Origin of the sequence: Streptomyces sp. NPDC047982, from assembly GCF_043204165.1 — a bacterium.
In the GTDB taxonomy this organism is placed as follows: domain Bacteria; phylum Actinomycetota; class Actinomycetes; order Streptomycetales; family Streptomycetaceae; genus Streptomyces.
This window is the reverse complement of the sequence record NZ_JBIDBS010000018.1, coordinates 102,108-119,835: the sequence shown is the minus strand read 5'-3', so window position 1 is coordinate 119,835 and position 17,728 is coordinate 102,108. Positions and strand designations below refer to the sequence as shown.

Annotated in this window: 13 protein-coding genes and 2 pseudogenes; 7 read left to right on the top strand and 8 right to left on the bottom strand. The window is 73.2% G+C overall.

All coding sequences use genetic code 11. The features are described 5' to 3' along the window. Positions 1-7 precede the first annotated feature (7 nt). Positions 8-763 carry an acyltransferase gene (locus tag ACGF2V_RS22380; protein WP_362620050.1) on the top strand — a complete coding sequence of 252 codons (756 nt, stop codon included), beginning with the start codon at positions 8-10 and terminating at the stop codon, positions 761-763. Between the two features lie 116 nt (positions 764-879). Here ACGF2V_RS22380 and ACGF2V_RS22375 read toward each other — a convergent pair whose 3' ends face one another. Continuing rightward, positions 880-1,710, bottom strand: a complete 831-nt coding sequence (locus ACGF2V_RS22375; RefSeq protein ID WP_362707750.1) for an AAC(3) family N-acetyltransferase — start codon at positions 1,708-1,710, stop codon at positions 880-882. 147 nt (positions 1,711-1,857) lie between these two features. After that, on the bottom strand, positions 1,858-2,268 hold the full coding sequence (locus ACGF2V_RS22370; protein ID WP_362707754.1) for a CoA-binding protein: 411 nt from the start codon (positions 2,266-2,268) through the stop codon (positions 1,858-1,860). 57 nt (positions 2,269-2,325) lie between these two features. On the opposite strand from ACGF2V_RS22370, the gene ACGF2V_RS22365 reads away from it, so the two are divergent. The 5 genes from ACGF2V_RS22365 (at position 2,326) to ACGF2V_RS22345 (ending at position 8,141) form a co-directional block, all read left to right on the top strand. Further along, positions 2,326-2,952, top strand: a complete 627-nt coding sequence (locus tag ACGF2V_RS22365) for a YigZ family protein (RefSeq protein ID WP_362620055.1) — start codon at positions 2,326-2,328, stop codon at positions 2,950-2,952. A gap of 71 nt (positions 2,953-3,023) precedes the next feature. After that, entirely contained in the window at positions 3,024-3,410 is a 387-nt protein-coding gene (locus ACGF2V_RS22360; protein ID WP_362707757.1) for a hypothetical protein, read from the top strand. Positions 3,411-3,557: 147 nt separating this feature from the next. Next, the gene (locus tag ACGF2V_RS22355) at positions 3,558-4,724 is read left to right on the top strand and encodes an exonuclease SbcCD subunit D (protein ID WP_362707759.1); all 1,167 of its coding nucleotides are present in this window, start codon (positions 3,558-3,560) and stop codon (positions 4,722-4,724) included. After that, positions 4,721-7,909, top strand: coding sequence for an SMC family ATPase (locus ACGF2V_RS22350; protein ID WP_362620061.1), 3,189 nt, complete (start codon positions 4,721-4,723; stop codon positions 7,907-7,909). The genes ACGF2V_RS22355 and ACGF2V_RS22350 overlap by 4 nt, the downstream gene beginning before the upstream one ends. Then, a complete protein-coding gene (locus ACGF2V_RS22345; protein ID WP_362620063.1) occupies positions 7,902-8,141 on the top strand; it encodes a putative T7SS-secreted protein in 240 nt (79 codons plus the stop codon). Before ACGF2V_RS22350 ends, ACGF2V_RS22345 begins: the two co-directional genes overlap by 8 nt. Positions 8,142-8,467: 326 nt before the next feature. On the opposite strand, the gene ACGF2V_RS22340 is transcribed toward ACGF2V_RS22345, so the two are convergent. Both ACGF2V_RS22340 and ACGF2V_RS22335 read right to left on the bottom strand, forming a co-directional pair. Then, the gene (locus tag ACGF2V_RS22340) at positions 8,468-10,153 is read right to left on the bottom strand and encodes a DUF885 domain-containing protein (protein WP_362707762.1); all 1,686 of its coding nucleotides are present in this window, start codon (positions 10,151-10,153) and stop codon (positions 8,468-8,470) included. Positions 10,154-10,224: 71 nt separating this feature from the next. Continuing rightward, positions 10,225-10,722 (bottom strand): Lrp/AsnC family transcriptional regulator, encoded by a 498-nt coding sequence (locus tag ACGF2V_RS22335; RefSeq protein ID WP_362620066.1) that lies wholly within the window; start codon positions 10,720-10,722, stop codon positions 10,225-10,227. 59 nt (positions 10,723-10,781) lie between these two features. Between ACGF2V_RS22335 and ACGF2V_RS22330 the strand changes: the two genes are divergently transcribed. Continuing rightward, positions 10,782-12,047: a PLP-dependent transferase gene (locus ACGF2V_RS22330; RefSeq protein WP_362620068.1), complete on the top strand. Its 1,266-nt coding sequence runs from the start codon at positions 10,782-10,784 to the stop codon at positions 12,045-12,047. A gap of 156 nt (positions 12,048-12,203) precedes the next feature. Here ACGF2V_RS22330 and ACGF2V_RS22325 read toward each other — a convergent pair. From ACGF2V_RS22325 to ACGF2V_RS22310, 4 genes and pseudogenes are all read right to left on the bottom strand, one after another. Beyond that, positions 12,204-12,791 (bottom strand): annotated as a pseudogene (locus ACGF2V_RS22325) (GNAT family N-acetyltransferase); the annotation flags it as partial. 254 nt (positions 12,792-13,045) lie between these two features. Next, positions 13,046-15,748, bottom strand: coding sequence for a DUF6493 family protein (locus ACGF2V_RS22320; protein ID WP_362707765.1), 2,703 nt, complete (start codon positions 15,746-15,748; stop codon positions 13,046-13,048). Continuing rightward, positions 15,745-17,118: an SWIM zinc finger family protein gene (locus ACGF2V_RS22315; protein WP_362620072.1), complete on the bottom strand. Its 1,374-nt coding sequence runs from the start codon at positions 17,116-17,118 to the stop codon at positions 15,745-15,747. Before ACGF2V_RS22315 ends, ACGF2V_RS22320 begins: the two co-directional genes overlap by 4 nt. A 72-nt stretch (positions 17,119-17,190) precedes the next feature. Further along, positions 17,191-17,719 (bottom strand): annotated as a pseudogene (locus ACGF2V_RS22310) (alkaline phosphatase D family protein); the annotation flags it as partial. Between the last annotated feature and the right edge of the window lie 9 nt (positions 17,720-17,728).

Sequence of the window (17,728 nt, the reverse complement as noted above, 5' to 3'; positions counted from 1 at the left end):
TGTGCGGGTGCCGAACAACAGGAACGCGTTCTCCCCCCTCGTCGCCTGGCGGCGGCGCGTCCTTTCCCGCGCCGTCCACCACGGCTGGCGCCGGGTGCGGGAATGGGGCGCGGTCACCGCGGAGCACACCGGTGGTCTGCGGTTCGGCCGGATCGGCGCGGGCACCCGGCTGGCCTTCCCCCAGGGCACCGTCTTCGGGGAGCCGTGGATCGAACTCGGAGCCCACTGCGTGATAGGCGAGCAGGTCACGCTCACTGCGGGACTCATGCCCGATCTGGACCTGGGGCCCGAACCGATCCTGACCCTCGGCGACGGTGTGGTGCTCGGCAGGGGAAGCCACGTCGTTGCGGACACCAGCGTCACCATCGGCTCGGACACGTACTGCGGGCCGTACGTCTACATCACGTCCACCAACCACAGTTACGACGACCCGCACGAACCGATCGGCCGGCAGTGGCCACGCATGGAGCCGGTCGCCATAGGGCCCGGCTGCTGGATCGGCACCGGATCGGTGATCCTCCCGGGGGCCACCCTCGGACGCAATGTGGTTGTGGCCGCCGGCGCCGTCGTGCGCGGCCACGTGCCTGACCACGCGGTGGTGGCCGGTGCCCCGGCCCGCGTCGTGCGCAGCTGGGACCCGGAGAGGGGCTGGCAGCCGCCGCTGCGCACCCCCGCGCCCGTGCCGATCCCGGCGGACCTCACCCCCGATCAGCTGCTCGCGTTGGCGGAGCCCGCCGAGCCCCCCGGCCCGCCCGCCGACTGAGGACCCCGGACCGGGCGGCGCAGTACAGAGCTGTGAATCGCCGGTCGCACCACACCGCGGTGCGACGCCGTCGGCCCGCGTCCCCGGAGTCGTGGACGGAACGCGTCCGACCTCCATCAGCCCACCCGGTCGCCGGCACGGAGCGAGGGCAGTCGGCGGGCCGCGAAATCGGCGGCGGCGTCCAGGCGGAAGAGCCTGCTCGTCGACGAACCGACCGGGCCGCTCCGTACCCTCGCACCACCGTCCGTACGCGCGAACTCGGCTCCCAGCGCGGCGAAGTCGCCGTCGTCCAGCGCGACGTCCTCGTACTCCCACCACTGGCGCCGCCCTCCGGACTCCACCACGCACCGGTAGCGGCGACGGGGCGGGGACGGCATCCGGTACTCGCCAAGGTGGAACGCCGTGCAGGTGTCGAAGCCGGTGCCCAGCAGCAGCACGTGGGCCCGCACCTCGTGGAGACGGGCCAGCGGGGAGTCCTCGCCGAGGTGGCAGTCGGGGCGGTGACCCGCCATCAGGTCCCCGGCCAGGGGGCCGAGCGCGGTGAAGGACGTCTGGGGGTGGCCGCTGCGCACCGCCCCCTCGGTGAGCCGTACGGTCTCCGAGAGCAGCCCCATCGACGGCGCGGCCGTCGTCGCCGGGTCGAAGGAGGGCATCCGCGCGCGCAGGACCTCCCGCTCCCGGTCCGTCAGACCGCGCACCCGGTCGAGGTACTGCGGAGAGGTGTCCGAGTTCTCCGGGGTGAACGACGGGACGACGAGCGTGCCGCGCCCACCGAGGGCGTCCCGCAACGCCCCCACCACAGCTCGGACACCGCCGCCCACCGGGCCCACCGCACGCATCGAGGCATGGACCATGAGGACGCCGCCCCGCGCCACTCCCAGCTCGGACAGTTGCTCCGCGAGCCCCGCTCGGCTGTGGCGGACGGTCGGCGACGGCGTAGTAGTCACGGTCCGTCATTCTCCCAGCCGCCCGACGATGCGACACCACGCACATCCGGACGAAGGCGCGTCGCCGCGGCGGTGCGTGCCGAACGCCACCGGCCGGAAAGGGCGCGCTGATCCACCACGGATCACGGGACAGCCTTCAGCCGCTCTTCAGCCGCCCAGCGCGGAGATCTCGATCGCGGGGCAGCGATCCATGATCATGTCGAGTCCGGCCGCGCGGGTGCGCTCGTACGCCTCGGTGTCGACCACCCCGAGCTGGAACCAGACCGCCTTCGCGCCGATCGCCACCGCCTCGTCGGCCACGCCGCCCGCCAGGCCGCTGTTGACGAAGACATCCACCACGTCCACCGGGAACGGTATGTCCGCCAGGGAGGCGTACCCCTGCTCGCCGTGGACCGTTTCCGCCTTCGGGTGCACCGGGACCACCCGCTTGCCGAAGCGCTGGAGCACTTCGGCGACGCGATGGGCCGCGCGCGACGGGTTGTCGGACAGGCCGACCACGGCCCAGGTGTCACCCGTGTCCAGAAGAATCCTGCGGATCGTCTCCGAGTCTGCGTACATGACCGGGACAACGGACGGCGGTCTCCGGCTGTTCCCGGACGGGCATAGGCTGGCCGGATGCAGGAGCAGTACCGGACCGTCGCCCGAGCGGGCGTGCACGAGACCGAGATCAACCGATCGCGTTTCATCTGCGCGCTCGCCCCCGCCGCCACCGAACAGGAAGCGCAGGACTTCGTCGCACGCGTACGCGCCGAGCACCCCACCGCCACCCACAACTGCTTCGCCTACGTGATCGGCGCCGACGCCTCCGTGCAGAAGGCCAGTGACGACGGAGAACCGGGCGGCACCGCCGGTGTCCCGATGCTGCAGATGCTGACCCGCCGGGAGATGCGCTATGTCGTCGCCGTCGTCACCCGCTACTACGGAGGCGTGAAACTCGGAGCGGGGGGCCTGATCCGGGCGTACGGGGGAGTGGTCGGCGAAGCCCTCGACGCACTCGGCACCCTCACCAGGCAGCGCTTCCGCCTCGCCACGATCACCATCGGCCATCAGCGGGCCGGGAAGCTGGAGAACGACCTGCGGGCCACCGGCCGGTCCGTGCGCGAGGTCCGGTACGCGGAGTCCGTCGCCATCGAGGTCGGGCTGCCGGACGCCGACGTCGATGCGTTCCGCGGCTGGCTCGCCGACGCGACGGCGGGCGAGGCCCGGCTGGAACTCGGCGGCGAGGCTTACGGAGACGCCTGACGGGCGCGCCCCGACCGGGGCTCCTGACGGGCGCGCCCCGACCCGGACGCCCGACCGGACGCCTGACGAGGATGCCCGAACGGGACGACTCGCCGGGACGGCCCTCCGGGGCGCGGGCACGCACCGGGCTGCTGGGCCTCGCCGACAGCCCTCCTGGCCGGCACTTCACCACACTCGGCGCCGACGAGCCCGGCACGCAGGAACTCTCCGCCGACCTGCTCGGCTCCGCCCTCCACGTCGTCGACGACCGCGACCTGGCCGGGAGCACGACAGCCCCGGCCGGTGCGGGGCTGCCGCCCGAAGTCGCGGACACCACACTCGGCGAACCGCTCGACGACTCCCGTCCCGGCCGCCGCCCGGGCCGACTACCGGCGGGCGGAACGCCTCGGCGTCAAGACGCCGGTCGATCTTCTCGGCTGAAGGCGTCGTCGGCGGCCGGGGCCGGTGGGACACTGTGAGCGGTGAGAACGGTGTGCTCACCGATACGGCAGGGTCGCAGAAGGCGATCGGCGCGGAGCACGGAGCCGGGTCGGTCCGTCGGCCGGTCATGGTGCGAGACGGACGCGGGGGCGGAGGAAGAAGATGACGCAGGGCGGAGCCGGCACGTGAGAATTCTGCACACATCGGACTGGCACCTGGGCCGGTCCTTCCACCGGGTCTCCCTGCTCGAAGCCCAGACCGCCTACCTGGACCACCTGGTGGCCACGGTGTGCGATCACGAGGTGGACGCCGTCGTCGTGGCGGGCGACGTGTACGACCGGGCCGTGCCCCCGCTGTCCGCCGTCGAGCTCTTCGACGACGCACTGCACCGGCTCGCCGCCGCGGGGGTGCCCACCATGATGATCTCCGGGAACCACGACTCGGCGCGCAGGCTCGGCGTCGGCGCCGGGCTGATCGGACAGGCCGGAATCCACCTGCGCACCGATCCCGCCCACTGCGCCGCTCCCGTCGTCCTGCGCGACGCCCACGGCGACGTTGCGTTCTACGGGCTGCCCTATCTGGAACCCGCCCTGGTCAAGGACGTCCTCGGGGCGGAGCGCGCCGGCCACGAGGCGGTGCTGGGCGCCGCCATGGACCGGGTGCGCGCCGACCTCGCGGAGCGGCCCGCAGACACCAGGTCCGTCGTGCTCGCCCACGCCTTCGTCGCGGGCGGAGAACCCAGCGACAGCGAACGAGACATCACCGTCGGCGGCGTCGCCGCCGTACCCGCCGGGGTCTTCCACGGTGTCGACTACGTGGCGCTCGGGCACCTCCACGGCTGCCAGACCGTCACCGAGCGGATCCGCTACTCGGGCTCACCGCTCGCCTACTCCTTCTCCGAGACCACCCACCGCAAGACGATGTGGCTCATCGACCTCGGCGCCTCGGGCGGCATCACAGCCGAACGCGTCGACTGCCCGGTGCCCCGCCCGCTGGCCAGACTCCGCGGCCGCCTCGACTCCCTCCTCGACGACCCCGCGCTGGAACGCCACCGGGACTCCTGGGTGGAGGCCACGCTCACCGATCCGGTGCGCCCCACCGAGCCGATGGCCCGTCTCGCCGAACGCTTCCCGCACGTCCTCAGTCTCGTGTTCGACCCCGACCGGTCCCCCGACGACCCGCTCGCCTCGTACGCACAGCGCCTCCAGGGGCGCGACGACCAGCAGATCGCGGAGGACTTCGTGGCACACGTGCGCGGCGGCGCGGCGGCGGACGAGCGGGAACGCGCGGTGCTGCGCGGCGCCTTCGACCACGTCCGGGTGGACGAGACGGTGCGCGAGGTGAACCGGTGAGGCTGCACAGGCTCGCGCTCACGGCCTTCGGACCGTTCGGCGGCACCCAGGAAATCGACTTCGACACGCTTTCCTCGGCCGGGCTCTTCCTGCTCCACGGACCGACCGGCGCAGGGAAGACCTCGGTCCTCGACGCCGTGTGCTACGCCCTCTACGGCTCGGTGCCCGGCGCCCGCCAGACCCCCGGCGGCTCACTGCGCAGCGACCACGCCCCGGCGGACGTCCCCACCGAGGTCACCCTCGAGCTGACCGTCGGCGGCCGGCGCCTCGAGGTCACCCGGCGTCCGGCCCAGCCCCGCCCGAAGAAGAAGGGCGACGGCTTCACGACGGAGAAGGCCCAGAGCCGGCTGCGCGCGTACGAGCCGGACGGCGGCTGGCGGTCCCTGAGCCGCTCGCACCAGGAGATCGGGGAGGAGGTCACGCAGCTGATCGGCATGAGCCGCGACCAGTTCTGCCAGGTGGTGCTCCTGCCGCAGGGCGACTTCGCGCGCTTCCTGCGCGCCGACGCCGAGGCGCGGGGCAGACTGCTCGGCAGGCTCTTCGACACCCGCCGTTTCGCCGCTGTCGAGGACCGGCTCGCGGAACTCCGCCGCGCCGCCGAGGCCCAGGTCGGGGCCGGGGACGAACGCGTCCTCGCGACCGCCCAGCGGATCGCCCAGGCCGCAGGGCCGGCCGCACACGAAGCGGTACTCCCCGGCCTCCAGCCCGGTGACCCCGGGCTTGCCGCGAGCGTGCTGGAGTGGGCCGCGCAGGCCCGCAGCGCCGCCCGGGAAAGGCTGGACATCGCCGCGTCCGTCCTGGCCCTCGCCGAGGGCCGGCAGACGTCCGCCCGCCTGGCCCTCGACGCCGAACGCGAACGTGCCGCACTCCGGCAGCGGTACGACGAGACCCGGCGCCGCGCCGCCGCGCTCGAAACCGGCCGCCCCGACCACGACCGCCGCCGTGAACGGCTGGCCCGTGCCCGCAAGGCGGACCAGGTCGCCCCCGCCCTGGAGCTCCGCGAGGAGGCCGAACGCGCCTACCACGCGGCCCGGGAGACCCGGGACCGCGCCCGCGCCCTGCTGCCCGCCGCCCTCGCCGACGCGGGCGCCGAACAACTGGCCGAACTGGAGCGAGGGCTCCGACAGGAAATCGGTGGACTGGACGCCGCGAAGCGCGCCGAGCGGCGCAGCGCGGAGATCGACGCCGAACGGGCCGGACTGGAGCGACAGGCCCGGGCGGACGACGAACTGATCCAGGAGGCGAGGGGCTGGCTGGCCGACTGGGAGACGACCCGGCACGATCTGAGGGCCCGCGTCGAGGAGGCCCAGGAGGCGGCGACCCTCGCGGAACAGCTCGCGGGACGGCTGGAACCCGCCCGGGCCCGGTGGGAGGCGGCCCGGCGACGCGACGCGCTCGCCCTGGAGGTGTCGGCCGCCGCCGAGCGGCTCGCCCTGGTCCGTGAGCGTGCCGTCGGCGCCCATGAGTCGTGGCTGGAGCTGCGCGAACGGCGCCTGCGCGGCATCGCGGCGGAACTGGCCGCGGAACTGGTGGACGGCGAGCACTGCGCGGTGTGCGGCTCGACCGAGCACCCCGCCCCCGCCCGCGCGAGCGACGGTCATGTCGACCGGGCCGCCGAGGAACGGGCTCTGGACACCTACCGGCGGGCCGAGGAGGCGCGCACCCGGGCCGATGGGGAGCTGGGGATCCTGCGCGAGAAGCACTTGACGGCCCGGGCCGCGGCGCGGTCGGCCGTGCCACAGCCGAGGGGCGGCGCGGACACCGGCGAACGGGCGGGTGCGGGCCGTGTCGCCGGGGCCGCGGGCGCCGGGGCGACCACAGCAGCGGCCGGCGTGGGCGCAGGCACCACGCAACGGGCCACGCCGGCTCCCACGGACCGCGCCACCGAACCCGTCGCCGCGGATCCGCATGCCGTCGATCCCACTGTCGCCGAACTCGCCGCACTCGTCGAGGGGCTGACGCGCCGACACGCGGACGCGCGCCGCACGGCAGCCGGGACGCACGCGGCGCGCGAGGCACTGGCGGCCGCCGAGAGGGAACAGTCCGAGCGGCTGGAAGGACTGCGGTCGGCCGAGCGCCGGGTCGCGGCCCGCACCTCCCTGCGGGAGGGCCTGGACCGGGAAAAGGCGTCGCTGGAAGCCGAGTTGACGGCAGCCCGGGGCGAGCGCGCCAGTGTCGCCGAGCACGCGGAACTGCTGGAACGAAGGGCCGTGCTGCTCGCCGAGGCCGCCGCGGCGGTACGCGAGGAGGAGGCGGCAGCACAGCGTCGCAAGGAGGCCGACGGCCGCCTCGCCGACGCAGCGTTCCGGGCAGGGTTCGACACCCCGCAGGACGCCGCCGCGAGCCTGCTGACCGACGACGAACAGCGGGAACTCCAGCGCCTGACCGATGCCTGGCAGTCGGAGTCCGCCGCCGTCGCCGACCGGCTCGCCGAGACCGCGGCCCGTGCCGCGGCCGACGGACCGCCTGCCGCGGTGGACGCCGCGCAGACCGCGTACGACGCCGCCGAGCGGCTGCTGCGGGAGGCGTCGGCGGCGCTGTCCGCCGCACGGGAGCGCTGCGCCGAACTGGCCCGGCTGTCGCGCGGCGCCACGAACGAGGTGCGGGCTCTCGGCCCGCTGCGCGAGGAGTACGACCGGGTGGCACGGCTGGCCGCGCTCACCGCCGGCACCTCCGCGGACAACGAGCGCAAGATGCGACTGGAGTCCTACGTACTGGCCGCACGGCTCGAACAGGTCGCAGCCGCGGCCACCGCGCGGCTGGAACGCATGTCCTCGGGCCGCTACACGCTGGTCCACTCCGACGCCCGGACCGGAAGCCGCAGGTCCGGTCTCGGCCTGCACGTGGTCGACGCCTGGACCGGCCGTGAACGCGACACGGCGACGCTCTCGGGAGGCGAGACGTTCTTCGCCTCGCTGGCTCTCGCGCTCGGCCTCGCCGACGTCGTCACCGACGAGGCGGGCGGCGTACGGCTGGACACGCTCTTCATCGACGAGGGCTTCGGAAGCCTGGACGACCAGACCCTCGACGAGGTGCTCGACGTCCTGGACTCGCTGCGGGAGCGGGACCGCAGCGTCGGCATCGTCAGCCATGTCGCCGATCTGCGCCGCCGCATCCCCGCCCAGCTCGAGGTGGTCAAGGAGCGGACAGGGTCGGTCGTGCGGCAGAAGGGGGTCGGTGCCTGACCCGCCGGTGCGAGGCTTCGACCTGGTCGGCGCCGGCATGAAGAAGCTGGATTCCGGCCATGGGAAGGGCGAGGCGGCCAACGCCTCCCGGGAGAAGTTCCAGATCCTGCCGGCCGACTGGCTGCACGCGGCGCACGCGATGGAGAACGCGGCCGAGGCGCTGGAGACGTACACGCAGGCGATCGTGAGCGCGCAGGGCAAGGCCCGCGGTGGCCACCGGACCGAGCCCTGAGGAACGCCTGGGACGCGGCCAAGGGCGACCCGTCGGAGTACCTCGGCCGACTGGTACCGGAACTGCTCGGAACGAAGGGTGGCGGGGTCGTCAAGGGCGGCCTGCGCGTCGGCCTGGGCGCCGCCAAGCACCTGCCGGAGAGACCCGGGACGGGCGCGCGCGACGCGACGCCGACCCGCTCACCACGCCGGCCGCCTCCGACGACTGCGGCTGCTGACAGGCGGGGCCGGACGAGTGCCCCTCCCTCCCGCTGCTCCCGCCGAGGCGCCCCGAGGGGAGTGCCGGAGGCGGGTAGGGAGCGGAGGGAAGGAGGGGCGACAAACGGCTCAGAGCTTGGACAGCTCGTCGAGGAGGTCGTCGAGCCCGAGCGGCCCCTGCGAGAGCGCGGCCATGTGCCACGCCTTCGCGTCGAACGCGTCGCCGTGCGCCGCGCGGGCGTTCTCCCGGCCGAGCAGCCACGCACGTTCGCCCAGCTTGTAGCCGATGGCCTGCCCCGGCATCGAGAGGTAGCGGGTGAGTTCGCTCTCCACGAAGTCGGCCGGACGGCCGCTGTGGTTGCCGAAGAACTCCTGGGCCAGGTCGGGAGTCCACCGCTCACGGGGGTGGAACGGCGAGTCCGCGGGGATCTCCATCTCCGCGTGCATGCCGATGTCCACGATGACCCGGCAGGCGCGCATCATCTGCGCGTCCAGGTAGCCGAGGCGGCGTTCGGGGTCGGGCAGGAAGCCCAACTCGTCCATGAGCCGTTCCGCGTACAGCGCCCAGCCCTCGCAGTTGGCGCTGACCCCGCCGATCGACGCCTGGTAGCGGGAGAGGCTGTCGGCGACGTGCGTCCACTGGGCGATCTGCAGGTGGTGGCCGGGCACACCCTCGTGGTACCAGGTCGAGACCAGATCGTAGACCGGGAAGCGGGTCTCGCCCATGGTGGGGAGCCAGGTGCGGCCGGGGCGCGAGAAGTCCTCGGACGGGCCCGTGTAGTACGGAGCCGCGGCGCCGCCGGGCGGGGCGATGTGGGACTCCACCTTCCGCACCCGCTCGGCGAGTTCGAAATGAGTCCCGTCGAGCGCCTCGATGGCCTCGTCCATGAGGTCCTGGAGCCAGGTCCGGACCTCCTCGACGCCCTCGATGTGCTTGCCGTGGACGTCGAGGTGGGCCAGTGCCTCCCACGGCCCCGCGCCCGGCAGGATCTTCTCGGCCTCCGTCCTCATCTCGGCGAGCAGCCGGTGGTACTCGGACCAGCCGTACGCGTACGCCTCGTCGAGGTCCAGGTCCGTGCCGTTGAAGTAGCGCGACCAGCGCGCGTACCGCTCACGGCCCACGATGTCCGGCGAGCCCTCGACCGCGGGGGCGTACACCTCGCGCATCCAGTCCCGCAGCTGTGCGACCGACTTCGTCGCCCGCGCGGCGGCCTCGTCCAGTTCGGCGCGCAGGGACGGCGGGCCGGCGGCGGCGAACTCCTCGAAGAAGCCGTTCCCGCCGTCACCGGCCCACTCGTCGAGCTGGCCGATGAACGTCGCGGCGGCGCGAGGCCCGCCGTGCAGCCCGCGCTCCAGGCCGAGCGCCAGCGACTCGCGGTACCCCTCCAGCGCGGCGGGCACCGCCCGCAGCCGGTCCACGACCGCCGCCCAGTCCTCATCGGTCTCGGTCGGCGTCACCGTGAACACCTCACGGACGCTGTGCGCCGGCGAGTGGATGTTGGAGACCGTGCGCAGCCCCTCGTCGGCCTCGTGCACGGCGAGTTCGGCCGTGAGGCGCTCGCGGAGCAGACGGCCGCAGCGGCGCTCGGCGTCGGTGTCCGCGCCGGGCAGCCGTTCGGCCGCGTCGAGCCTCGCGAGCGTGGTGCGGGCGAGCTCCGCGCGGGCCTCCTGCCCGGCGGGGGAGAAATCGGGGAGGTGTCGCGAACTCGCCGCGACACCCAGGTACGTGCCGGAGATCGGGTCGAGTTCGATGTATGCGTCGACGTAGGCGTCGGCGACCTGGCGGGGCAGTGCGCTGCCGGCAGTTTCTGACATGCGGACATCCTCGTACGGTGAGGGCCTTCGCGTCATCAGCATTCGGACGCAGTGGCCTGTTCCGCGCGAACTCAGGGACTCGTTCCCCGCGCTCCGGCCGCCGGTGGCAGCAGCGGGCCGCACTCCCACTGCTGGAAGATCAGCCGGGTCTCGACCCGGGCCACCTCGCGCCGCGACGTGAACTCGTCCAGCACCAGACGCTGGAGATCCGCGGTGTCGGCGACCGCGACATGGACCAGGTAGTCGTCGGGCCCGGTGAGATGGAAGAGCGCGCGGGACTCCGGCAGCGCCCTGATCCGTTCGACGAACGGGCCGATCAGCTCCCTGCGGTGCGGGCGCACCTGTACGGAGAGCAGGGCCTCCAGCCCCCGGCCGATCCGCGCCGGGTCGAGGCGAAGTCGGTGGCCGAGAATGATCCCGGAACGACGCAACCTGGCCACCCGGTCCAGGCAGGTCGACGGGGCGACGCCGACCTCGGCGGCCAGTTCACGGTAGGTGGTCCGGGCATCGTTCTGCAGCAGCCGCAGAATGTGCAGGTCCACCGGGTCGAGAACGACGGATTCGGACATCTGCCGAACGTAGCACGGGACGTTCCCGGAGGGACCCGGGCGATGTTCAGAGTGATGTCATGGACACCGACTCCTTCATGGCGCCCCCGGCGACCCCCCGCTCCCGGGCGCTCGCCACCGAAGCCGTGCACGCGGGCCGTGACGATCTCGCGGCCCTCGGTCTGCACACTCCACCGATCGACCTGTCCACCACCTACCCCTCGTACGACTCCAGGGGCGAGGCCCGCCGGATCGACGCCTTCGCCGCGAACGGCGCCAGGCTCGACGGCCCGCCCGTCTACGCACGCCTGGACAATCCGACGACAGCCCGGTTCGAGGACGCGCTCGCCCGGCTCGAAGGAGCCCAGAGCGCCGTGTCGTTCGCCAGCGGAATGGCGGCGCTCACCGCCGTGCTGCTGGTCCGGGCGAGCATGGGGCTGCGTCACGTGGTCGCCGTCCGCCCGCTCTACGGCTGCAGCGACCACCTCCTCGGCGCCGGTCTGCTGGGCACCGAGGTGACCTGGACCGATCCGGCGGGCATCGCCGAGGCGATCCGGCCGGACACCGGTCTGGTCATGGTGGAGACGCCCGCCAACCCCACGCTCGCCGAGGTCGACATCCGGGCGATCGCGTACTCCTGCGGATCGGTGCCGCTGCTCGTCGACAACACCTTCGCCACTCCCGTGCTCCAGCGGCCGGTGGAGCACGGCGCCCGGATCGTGCTGCACAGCGCCACCAAGTACCTCGGAGGGCACGGCGACGTGATGGGCGGGGTCGTCGCCTGCGACGAGGAGTTCGCGGCGCGTCTGCGACAGGTGCGCTTCGCCACCGGCGGCGTGCTGCACCCGATGGCCGGATACCTGCTGCTGCGCGGCCTCGCCACGCTCCCGGTGCGGGTGCGGGCGGCCTCCGCGACCGCCTCGGAACTGTCGCGCAGGCTGGCGGGCGACCCGCGCGTGGCCAGGGTCCACTACCCGGCACTGGGCGGGGCGATGGTGTCGTTCGAGGTGCATGGCGATCCCCACCGGGTGATCTCGGCCGTACGGCTCATCACACCGGCGGTCAGCCTCGGCAGCGTCGACACCCTGATCCAGCACCCGGCGTCCATCAGCCACCGCATCGTGGAGGAGGGAGACCGGCAGGCGGCCGGCGTCGGGGACCGGCTTCTGCGCATGTCCGTCGGCCTGGAGGATGTCGAGGATCTGTGGGCCGACCTCTCCCGGGCGCTGGACTGCGACGGGTCGAACCCCGGTGAAGAGGAGCCGGTGTCCGAGTCGGACCGTGCGTCCGAGGCCGCCTCCGTCTCCGGAGCGGTCCAGGGCCCCGGAGCGGATCCGGCCTCGTAGGGAGGTGGGTCCGGCCTCGTCAGGGGGCGGACCGGCCTCATGGGGAAGGACGGGGGCGCGGGGACGGGTGTCCGCATGCCCCCGCCCGTCGAGTACGCGACGCGGGGTCCGTCGGTCGCTGAGCGTCGCGTCGGCCGTGAGTGACCTGTCGGCCGGTCAGCTGTCCGTCGGCCGGGACCGGCCCGCTCGTCGGTGACCGGCCTGCTCGTGCGGCGGCAGTGAACGGACCGGGGTCGCGTCCAGCCGGGCGGTGATGACCACCGTGCCCTCCTCGATCTGGTAGCCCAGCGGCAGGGCCAGCGCGCGCATGGCCGCGACCATGCCCGTGTGGGATGCCCGGGTGACCGCGTAGACGTTCTCGCAGCCCGCCTCGACGGCCAGCGCCACCAGTCGGCGAAGCAGCTCGGAACCGATCCCGCGCCGTTGCCACTCGTCCTCGACGAGCAGGGCGACCTCGGTCTCGTCGCCGTCCCAGAGGAGATGGCCCAGGGCGACCAGGCGTCCGGAGGCGGTCTGCGCGGCCAGGGAGCGACCGAAGCGTGGGCTCAGCAGATGGTCCAGGTAGCGGTCGGCGTCACGTACCGGGCCGTGATAGCGCAGGCGGAGCGTCCGGTCGGAGCAGCGGTCGTGCATGGCCCGGGCCGCCTCCAGGTCGCCCTGGTCCGCGCGGCGCACGGTGATCTCGTTTCCCTCGGGAAGCGCGAGCACATGTTCATCGGCGCGCGGTGCGATGGGGTCGAGCCGCCCGAACCGAAGCGGCCTTGGACCGATACGGCCAGGGGCGCGGTGCGCCGGAGCAGCACCCGCTGCTGACCGGGGCCGCGGGCGGGTGGCTCCTGTGGCCCCCGTTTCCTGGCCGGAGTCGGCCCGGGCGACTGCGCGGGAACCCCTCCGGTCCGGGGGAGCCCGCGCGCCCGGACCGGACCGGACCAGGTCCGGTCCGGGCGGTTCCCGGACACCCTCCGCGCCTGTGGGTCACACCGCGATGTTCGCGGCGGTCACGCCGGTCCTGCTTTCTGGTCCCAGGCGGTCTTCAGACGCACCGCCTGACGCACCAGCTGCGAGGAGCCGCCGCGGGCCGCCGTCTCGGCGAGCCCGGGTATCGGCTCGACCCGCACCGCGCCGCAGTGTTCCGCGCATTCGGCGGCCACGGCGAGCAGATCACTCAGCCCACGCGGAGCCTTCCGGCGGGCCAGCAGCCCGGGCAGGACCGCGGCCAGCACGGAGAGGGTCGTCCGGTACGCGCCGGTGGTGGCGGCGGTACGGGCGGATTCCGCGAACCGGTTCGGCTTCGCCGGCCCGAGTTCCAGGAGGACCGCCAGTTGCTCGCCCAGCAGCGCCGCGTCCAACCGGTGGCGCGCGGCGAGTATCAGCAGGGCGTCCACCGCCAGGAGGCGGTCTTCATGGTGGCGGCACGCCAGGCCGTACGCGACTGCCAGATGGACCGCCTCGCCCGCGGGCGCGTCGAGCTCGGCGAGCGCCGGCAGTGGCCGCATGGTGTCCCGTATCTCCTCGGCCATGCCGATCGAGATGTTGGGCAACATCCAGGCGGCCAGCGTCTCCGCGTCCTGCGGCAGGGACGAGGTCCAGCCCTCTGGCCGTTCGCCCCAGTGGTGGCACAGGTGATGCGTGGGAGTGTGCGGTTCTCCCAGCCAGTGGAAGGGGCGGGGGAGCTCCCGCTGGATGAACGGACGTTCCTCACTGGCCATGAGCACGCGGTGCGTCCAGGTGCCCGGCGTCGACACCAGGTCGCCGGCCGCGTGGGTCCGCCTCTTCAGGTCGAAGCGGTGCACACGGGCGAGCGGTTCGTCGGCGCGCAGCCACGCCGCGAGACGATCCCCCTCCGTCGTGCCGAGCGCCGCGGCTGCCGCCGCTGCCCCGTGGTGCGTCTCGCCGCGCGGCACGCGGAGCAGGGCCTGACCGAAATCGGCGTCACCGGGCTGCACGCCCAGCCGCTGGTACGCGCGCAGCCGGTCCACCAACACGGCCGGATCGAGGGAACCGGTGTGGGATGTGGGTACGGCCAGCAGGAACGGCACCTTGCCGTCCAGCACGGCATCGGCCGCCTCCCACAGGCGGGCCTTGCGGATCCCGTCAAGTGCCGCGTGGGCGCACCTCCAGTCGGGCTTCCGCGACGGACGGCCGGCTGCCACGGCCCGCGCCGACTCCCCACCGAGGAGCGTGGCCACGACGATCTCGATGCCCGAGTGCGAGATGAGCCACCGCCTGAGATGAGGGCTGGGCTCGCTGTCGATCCGCCACCGACCGGTCAGCGCTTCACGCAGCGCGTTGCCCAGTGCCGTCCGGTCGGTATGGGCGTGCCGTACCAGCCCGTCCAGTGTCCGCTCGAACGCCGACACGTCGAAGGGGGCACCGGAGCCGCCGAATCCGGACCGCAGATCACCCGTCAGGAGCGTCACCTCCTCGATGAGTTCGGGCAACGTGGCCGGGGCCGGCGCGACCGGACGTGGCGCGGGCGGGATCGGTAGCACTTCTTCGTACGGCTCCGCCGTCGGCCGCTCGCTCAGCAGGTCGCCGAACACCTCGCTCGCGGCTACCTGATGCACCGGGCTCAACTGCTCGGCCGACAATGCCAGTTCCTCCCGTGCCGCGTCACCGGCGGAGGGGAGATACCGCGTCACGAGTTTCAGCGCCCGTTCCTGAAGGCCGATGTCCTCGTGCCCGAAGACCTCCGCGACCACGGGCAGCAGCTCGTCGGCCGCCGACGGGTCGCGCCGCAGCGCCTTGCCGATCAGCACGAGCTGGGACCGGACCAGCTTCTTCTCGGTACGGAACAGCACCGAACCCGAGAACTCCGCCAGCGACCGCACCGGCAGCTCGCCGCGCTCGTGCATCCGGCCGAGCACCTCCTGCGCGTGACCGGCGACGGTGGAGATCCCGTCCGCCGCCATGGCGGCCCAGTCGGCGAGATGCCCGGCCTCCTCCCGCTCGGTCAGCTCCAGCCGCCGCACCAGCGCCAGGCACAAACGCTGTTCCGCGGGCTTGCCGCCCCGGAGCAGCCGCGCGATGCACATGTCCACGAGCGCCGTCCGCTCGATCAGGCCCTCCTCGACCAGAGCGGGCAGCGCCACCGGCCACTGGCACGGATTCATCGCCGTCTCCTCGATCCAGGTCATCTGCGGCGGCAGCTCCGGCAACTCGAAGACGCGCGGGAGGAGAACCGGCAGGTACGGATCCGCGCGCAGGATGTCGGTCAAGGGACGCGTCTTGCGCGTCTCCCAGGGCGCGGAGGAGACGTGCTCCGCCCAGCCGCGCACGAAGGCGTCCGTGGTGGGGACCGGACACCCTGCGAGCTTCACCAGGCCGACGATGAGTTCGTAAGTGGACTCCACCGCCGCGGGCCGTGCCGCGAGCCGATGGGCCACATCGGCGACCCAGGCGGGGTCACGATCCGCCAGCACCTCGATGACCCGCGTGACGCGGATGCGTCGCCACCCCATCAGATCCCGGCCGGCGAGCCAGGTGGCACAGGCCGCCGCCCCCGTGTGGCAGCCCGCCCCCGCCACGAACAGTGCGTCGCGTGACCTCTCCCGCTCGTTCCAGTGCCAGCCCCGTGCCTCCTTGCGTAGTTGCTTCAACTCCGCGAGGGCAGCCCGGAGCCCGGCCCGGTCCAGTCCGGCCAGCAGGCCCGGGACGTCCTTCACGTGCCCTTCCCGGACGGCGGTGAGCAGATCCTTCATCGCGCACCTCCGGCGACCGGCGCACCACGACGGACCATCCGCACGGCCAGGGCGTGCTTGCAGGGGCCCCGGCTGCCGCGATAGTCGATCCACCACTGGCAGGTACAGCCGAGCATTCCGTCCTTCTCCCTCACTTGGTAGCGACGCTCGCCCGATGACACGACCGCCACGTCCCCGTCGAGCACGACCGCTCCGGAACCGGCCAGCTCCCGGGCCGCGACCAGACGCGGGTTGTGCCGCTCGGCGCGGTCGGCGTCGTACGGCAGTTCGCGGTGGAAATAGGCCGCGTCCGCGAGGTCGTAACCGACCCGGCCCGCCGTCCCCAGTCGCGTGAGCGCGGCCCGGACCCGTTCCACCGTCAGGCCCGACTGCTCGGCCAGATCGGCAGGCTCGATACGTGGCTCCCAGGCCAGCAGCAGCGACACCAGTTCGGCGTCGGCCGCGGCGTCCTCCGTGGCCAGCGCCTCGAGAACCCCGCCCTCGCCGGAGAATCCGCGCGAGGCATCGGGCGACAGTGTCAGCGTGAGCCGCATGCCCGGCAGCACCGCCTCCCAGGCGCTCGCGGCCGCCGCCCCGTCGGCCACCGGCCCGTACACCCGCAGGGACGTCGCATGACGCAGCACCCGCTGAAACGCCATCAGTCGTTCGGGGCCCGGCAGGCACACCGCCCCCGCCACCGGGCGGGTCGTGGGCCTGAGCGTCTTCCCCGCCGGGATCACCCAGCGTGCACCGCGCGAGGCGTTACCCGACGTGCGCGGCAGCGACCGCAGGAACCGCACGGCCTCGGCGGCGGGCAACTCGGCCCGCACATCGAAACCGGCCGAGACCACCTGAGCCTCCGCGAAGCCGCGCAGCCACCGGTCGGGCAGCGGCACCTTCTTCTCCACGACCGGTCCGTCCAGCGTGGTGACGGCCAGTTCCTCCGGACCCACCCGCATGTGCAGCGGATCGTCGCCCGCTATCCGCGAAAGGGCTTCCCGCAACGGGTTGTTGACGTCCACGTTCGTCGTGCCGTGCCCCGTCTCCGCGCCGTCCAGTCCTTCCCGCAGCACGTCCAGGCGTGCGTACACGCCGCAACAGCCGGAGAACGACTCGAAACGCAACCGGTCGCCGTTGCCCGTCACCACGGGATCGAGCGAGGCCGGCAGCGTTCGCTGGTAGTAGCGCGCGGACGCCACGTCCGCCACGGCCAGCAGGCCGCGGGCGGCGATGCTCGGGGAGGTGAGGAATCCCGAGAAGAACCGGGGATGGGGTTCGGCACCCCGGGGGGTGAGTCCCCCTGACGTCTCCAGACCGAGCAGCCGCCCGGCCTCCGAGGACTCCACGGCGGACGGGCGTGCGTAGGCCAATGCCTGAACGGATCGGGTCATGGGAAAAACCGTAGGACCCACCACTGACAATCGGCCGCGGCCACCGCCCGGGGGCCGGTGGCCGCGGCCGTCTCACTGTCCGACGAGCCCCGGCCGCAGCACCTTGCTGAACAGCACGGAACCGCCCTGCGCGCGCAGTCGCACGGTCGACTCACCGTTGTGCCGTCGATGTCGACCTCGCCGAAGAACTGCGCGGACTCCATCGGCGACACGTTCGCGCGGTCCGGTGCCCGCACGAAGACCCGGTCGGGACCGAACGTCGCGTCGAGTGCTCTGGCCGGGTAGTGACCGGCCGCCAGAAAACCGCCACGAACTCCCACAACGGCGCGAAGTCCATGAACACGGCACGCTCGGGCACGTAGTGCCGGGCCGACGTGTAGCGCACGTCGGCCGTCAGCCGGACCGTGCCGGTGATCCGCCGGTGCTTGACGTCCCGGAGCAGTTCCGCGATCTGGAGTTCCCGGCCCAGCGGCTGATCGGGAGCACCCCTGGGCGACCGCATCGGAGTCGGGCGCCCCGTCGGGACCACCAGCACCAGAGGCACGTCGGCGGCGATCACCTTCCGCACCGCGCGGGAGCGCGACAGCTCGTGCTGGAGCCACGTGGACCG

Coding starts and splice junctions, on each gene's coding strand:
- ACGF2V_RS22370 (WP_362707754.1), bottom strand. CDS start 2,268: ATGTACGCAGACTCGGAGACGATCCGCAGGATTCTTCTGGACACGGGT.
- ACGF2V_RS22365 (WP_362620055.1), top strand. CDS start 2,326: ATGCAGGAGCAGTACCGGACCGTCGCCCGAGCGGGCGTGCACGAGACC.
- ACGF2V_RS22360 (WP_362707757.1), top strand. CDS start 3,024: ATGCCCGAACGGGACGACTCGCCGGGACGGCCCTCCGGGGCGCGGGCA.
- ACGF2V_RS22340 (WP_362707762.1), bottom strand. CDS start 10,153: ATGTCAGAAACTGCCGGCAGCGCACTGCCCCGCCAGGTCGCCGACGCC.
- ACGF2V_RS22335 (WP_362620066.1), bottom strand. CDS start 10,722: ATGTCCGAATCCGTCGTTCTCGACCCGGTGGACCTGCACATTCTGCGG.
- ACGF2V_RS22330 (WP_362620068.1), top strand. CDS start 10,782: ATGGACACCGACTCCTTCATGGCGCCCCCGGCGACCCCCCGCTCCCGG.
- ACGF2V_RS22320 (WP_362707765.1), bottom strand. CDS start 15,748: ATGAAGGATCTGCTCACCGCCGTCCGGGAAGGGCACGTGAAGGACGTC.
- ACGF2V_RS22315 (WP_362620072.1), bottom strand. CDS start 17,118: ATGACCCGATCCGTTCAGGCATTGGCCTACGCACGCCCGTCCGCCGTG.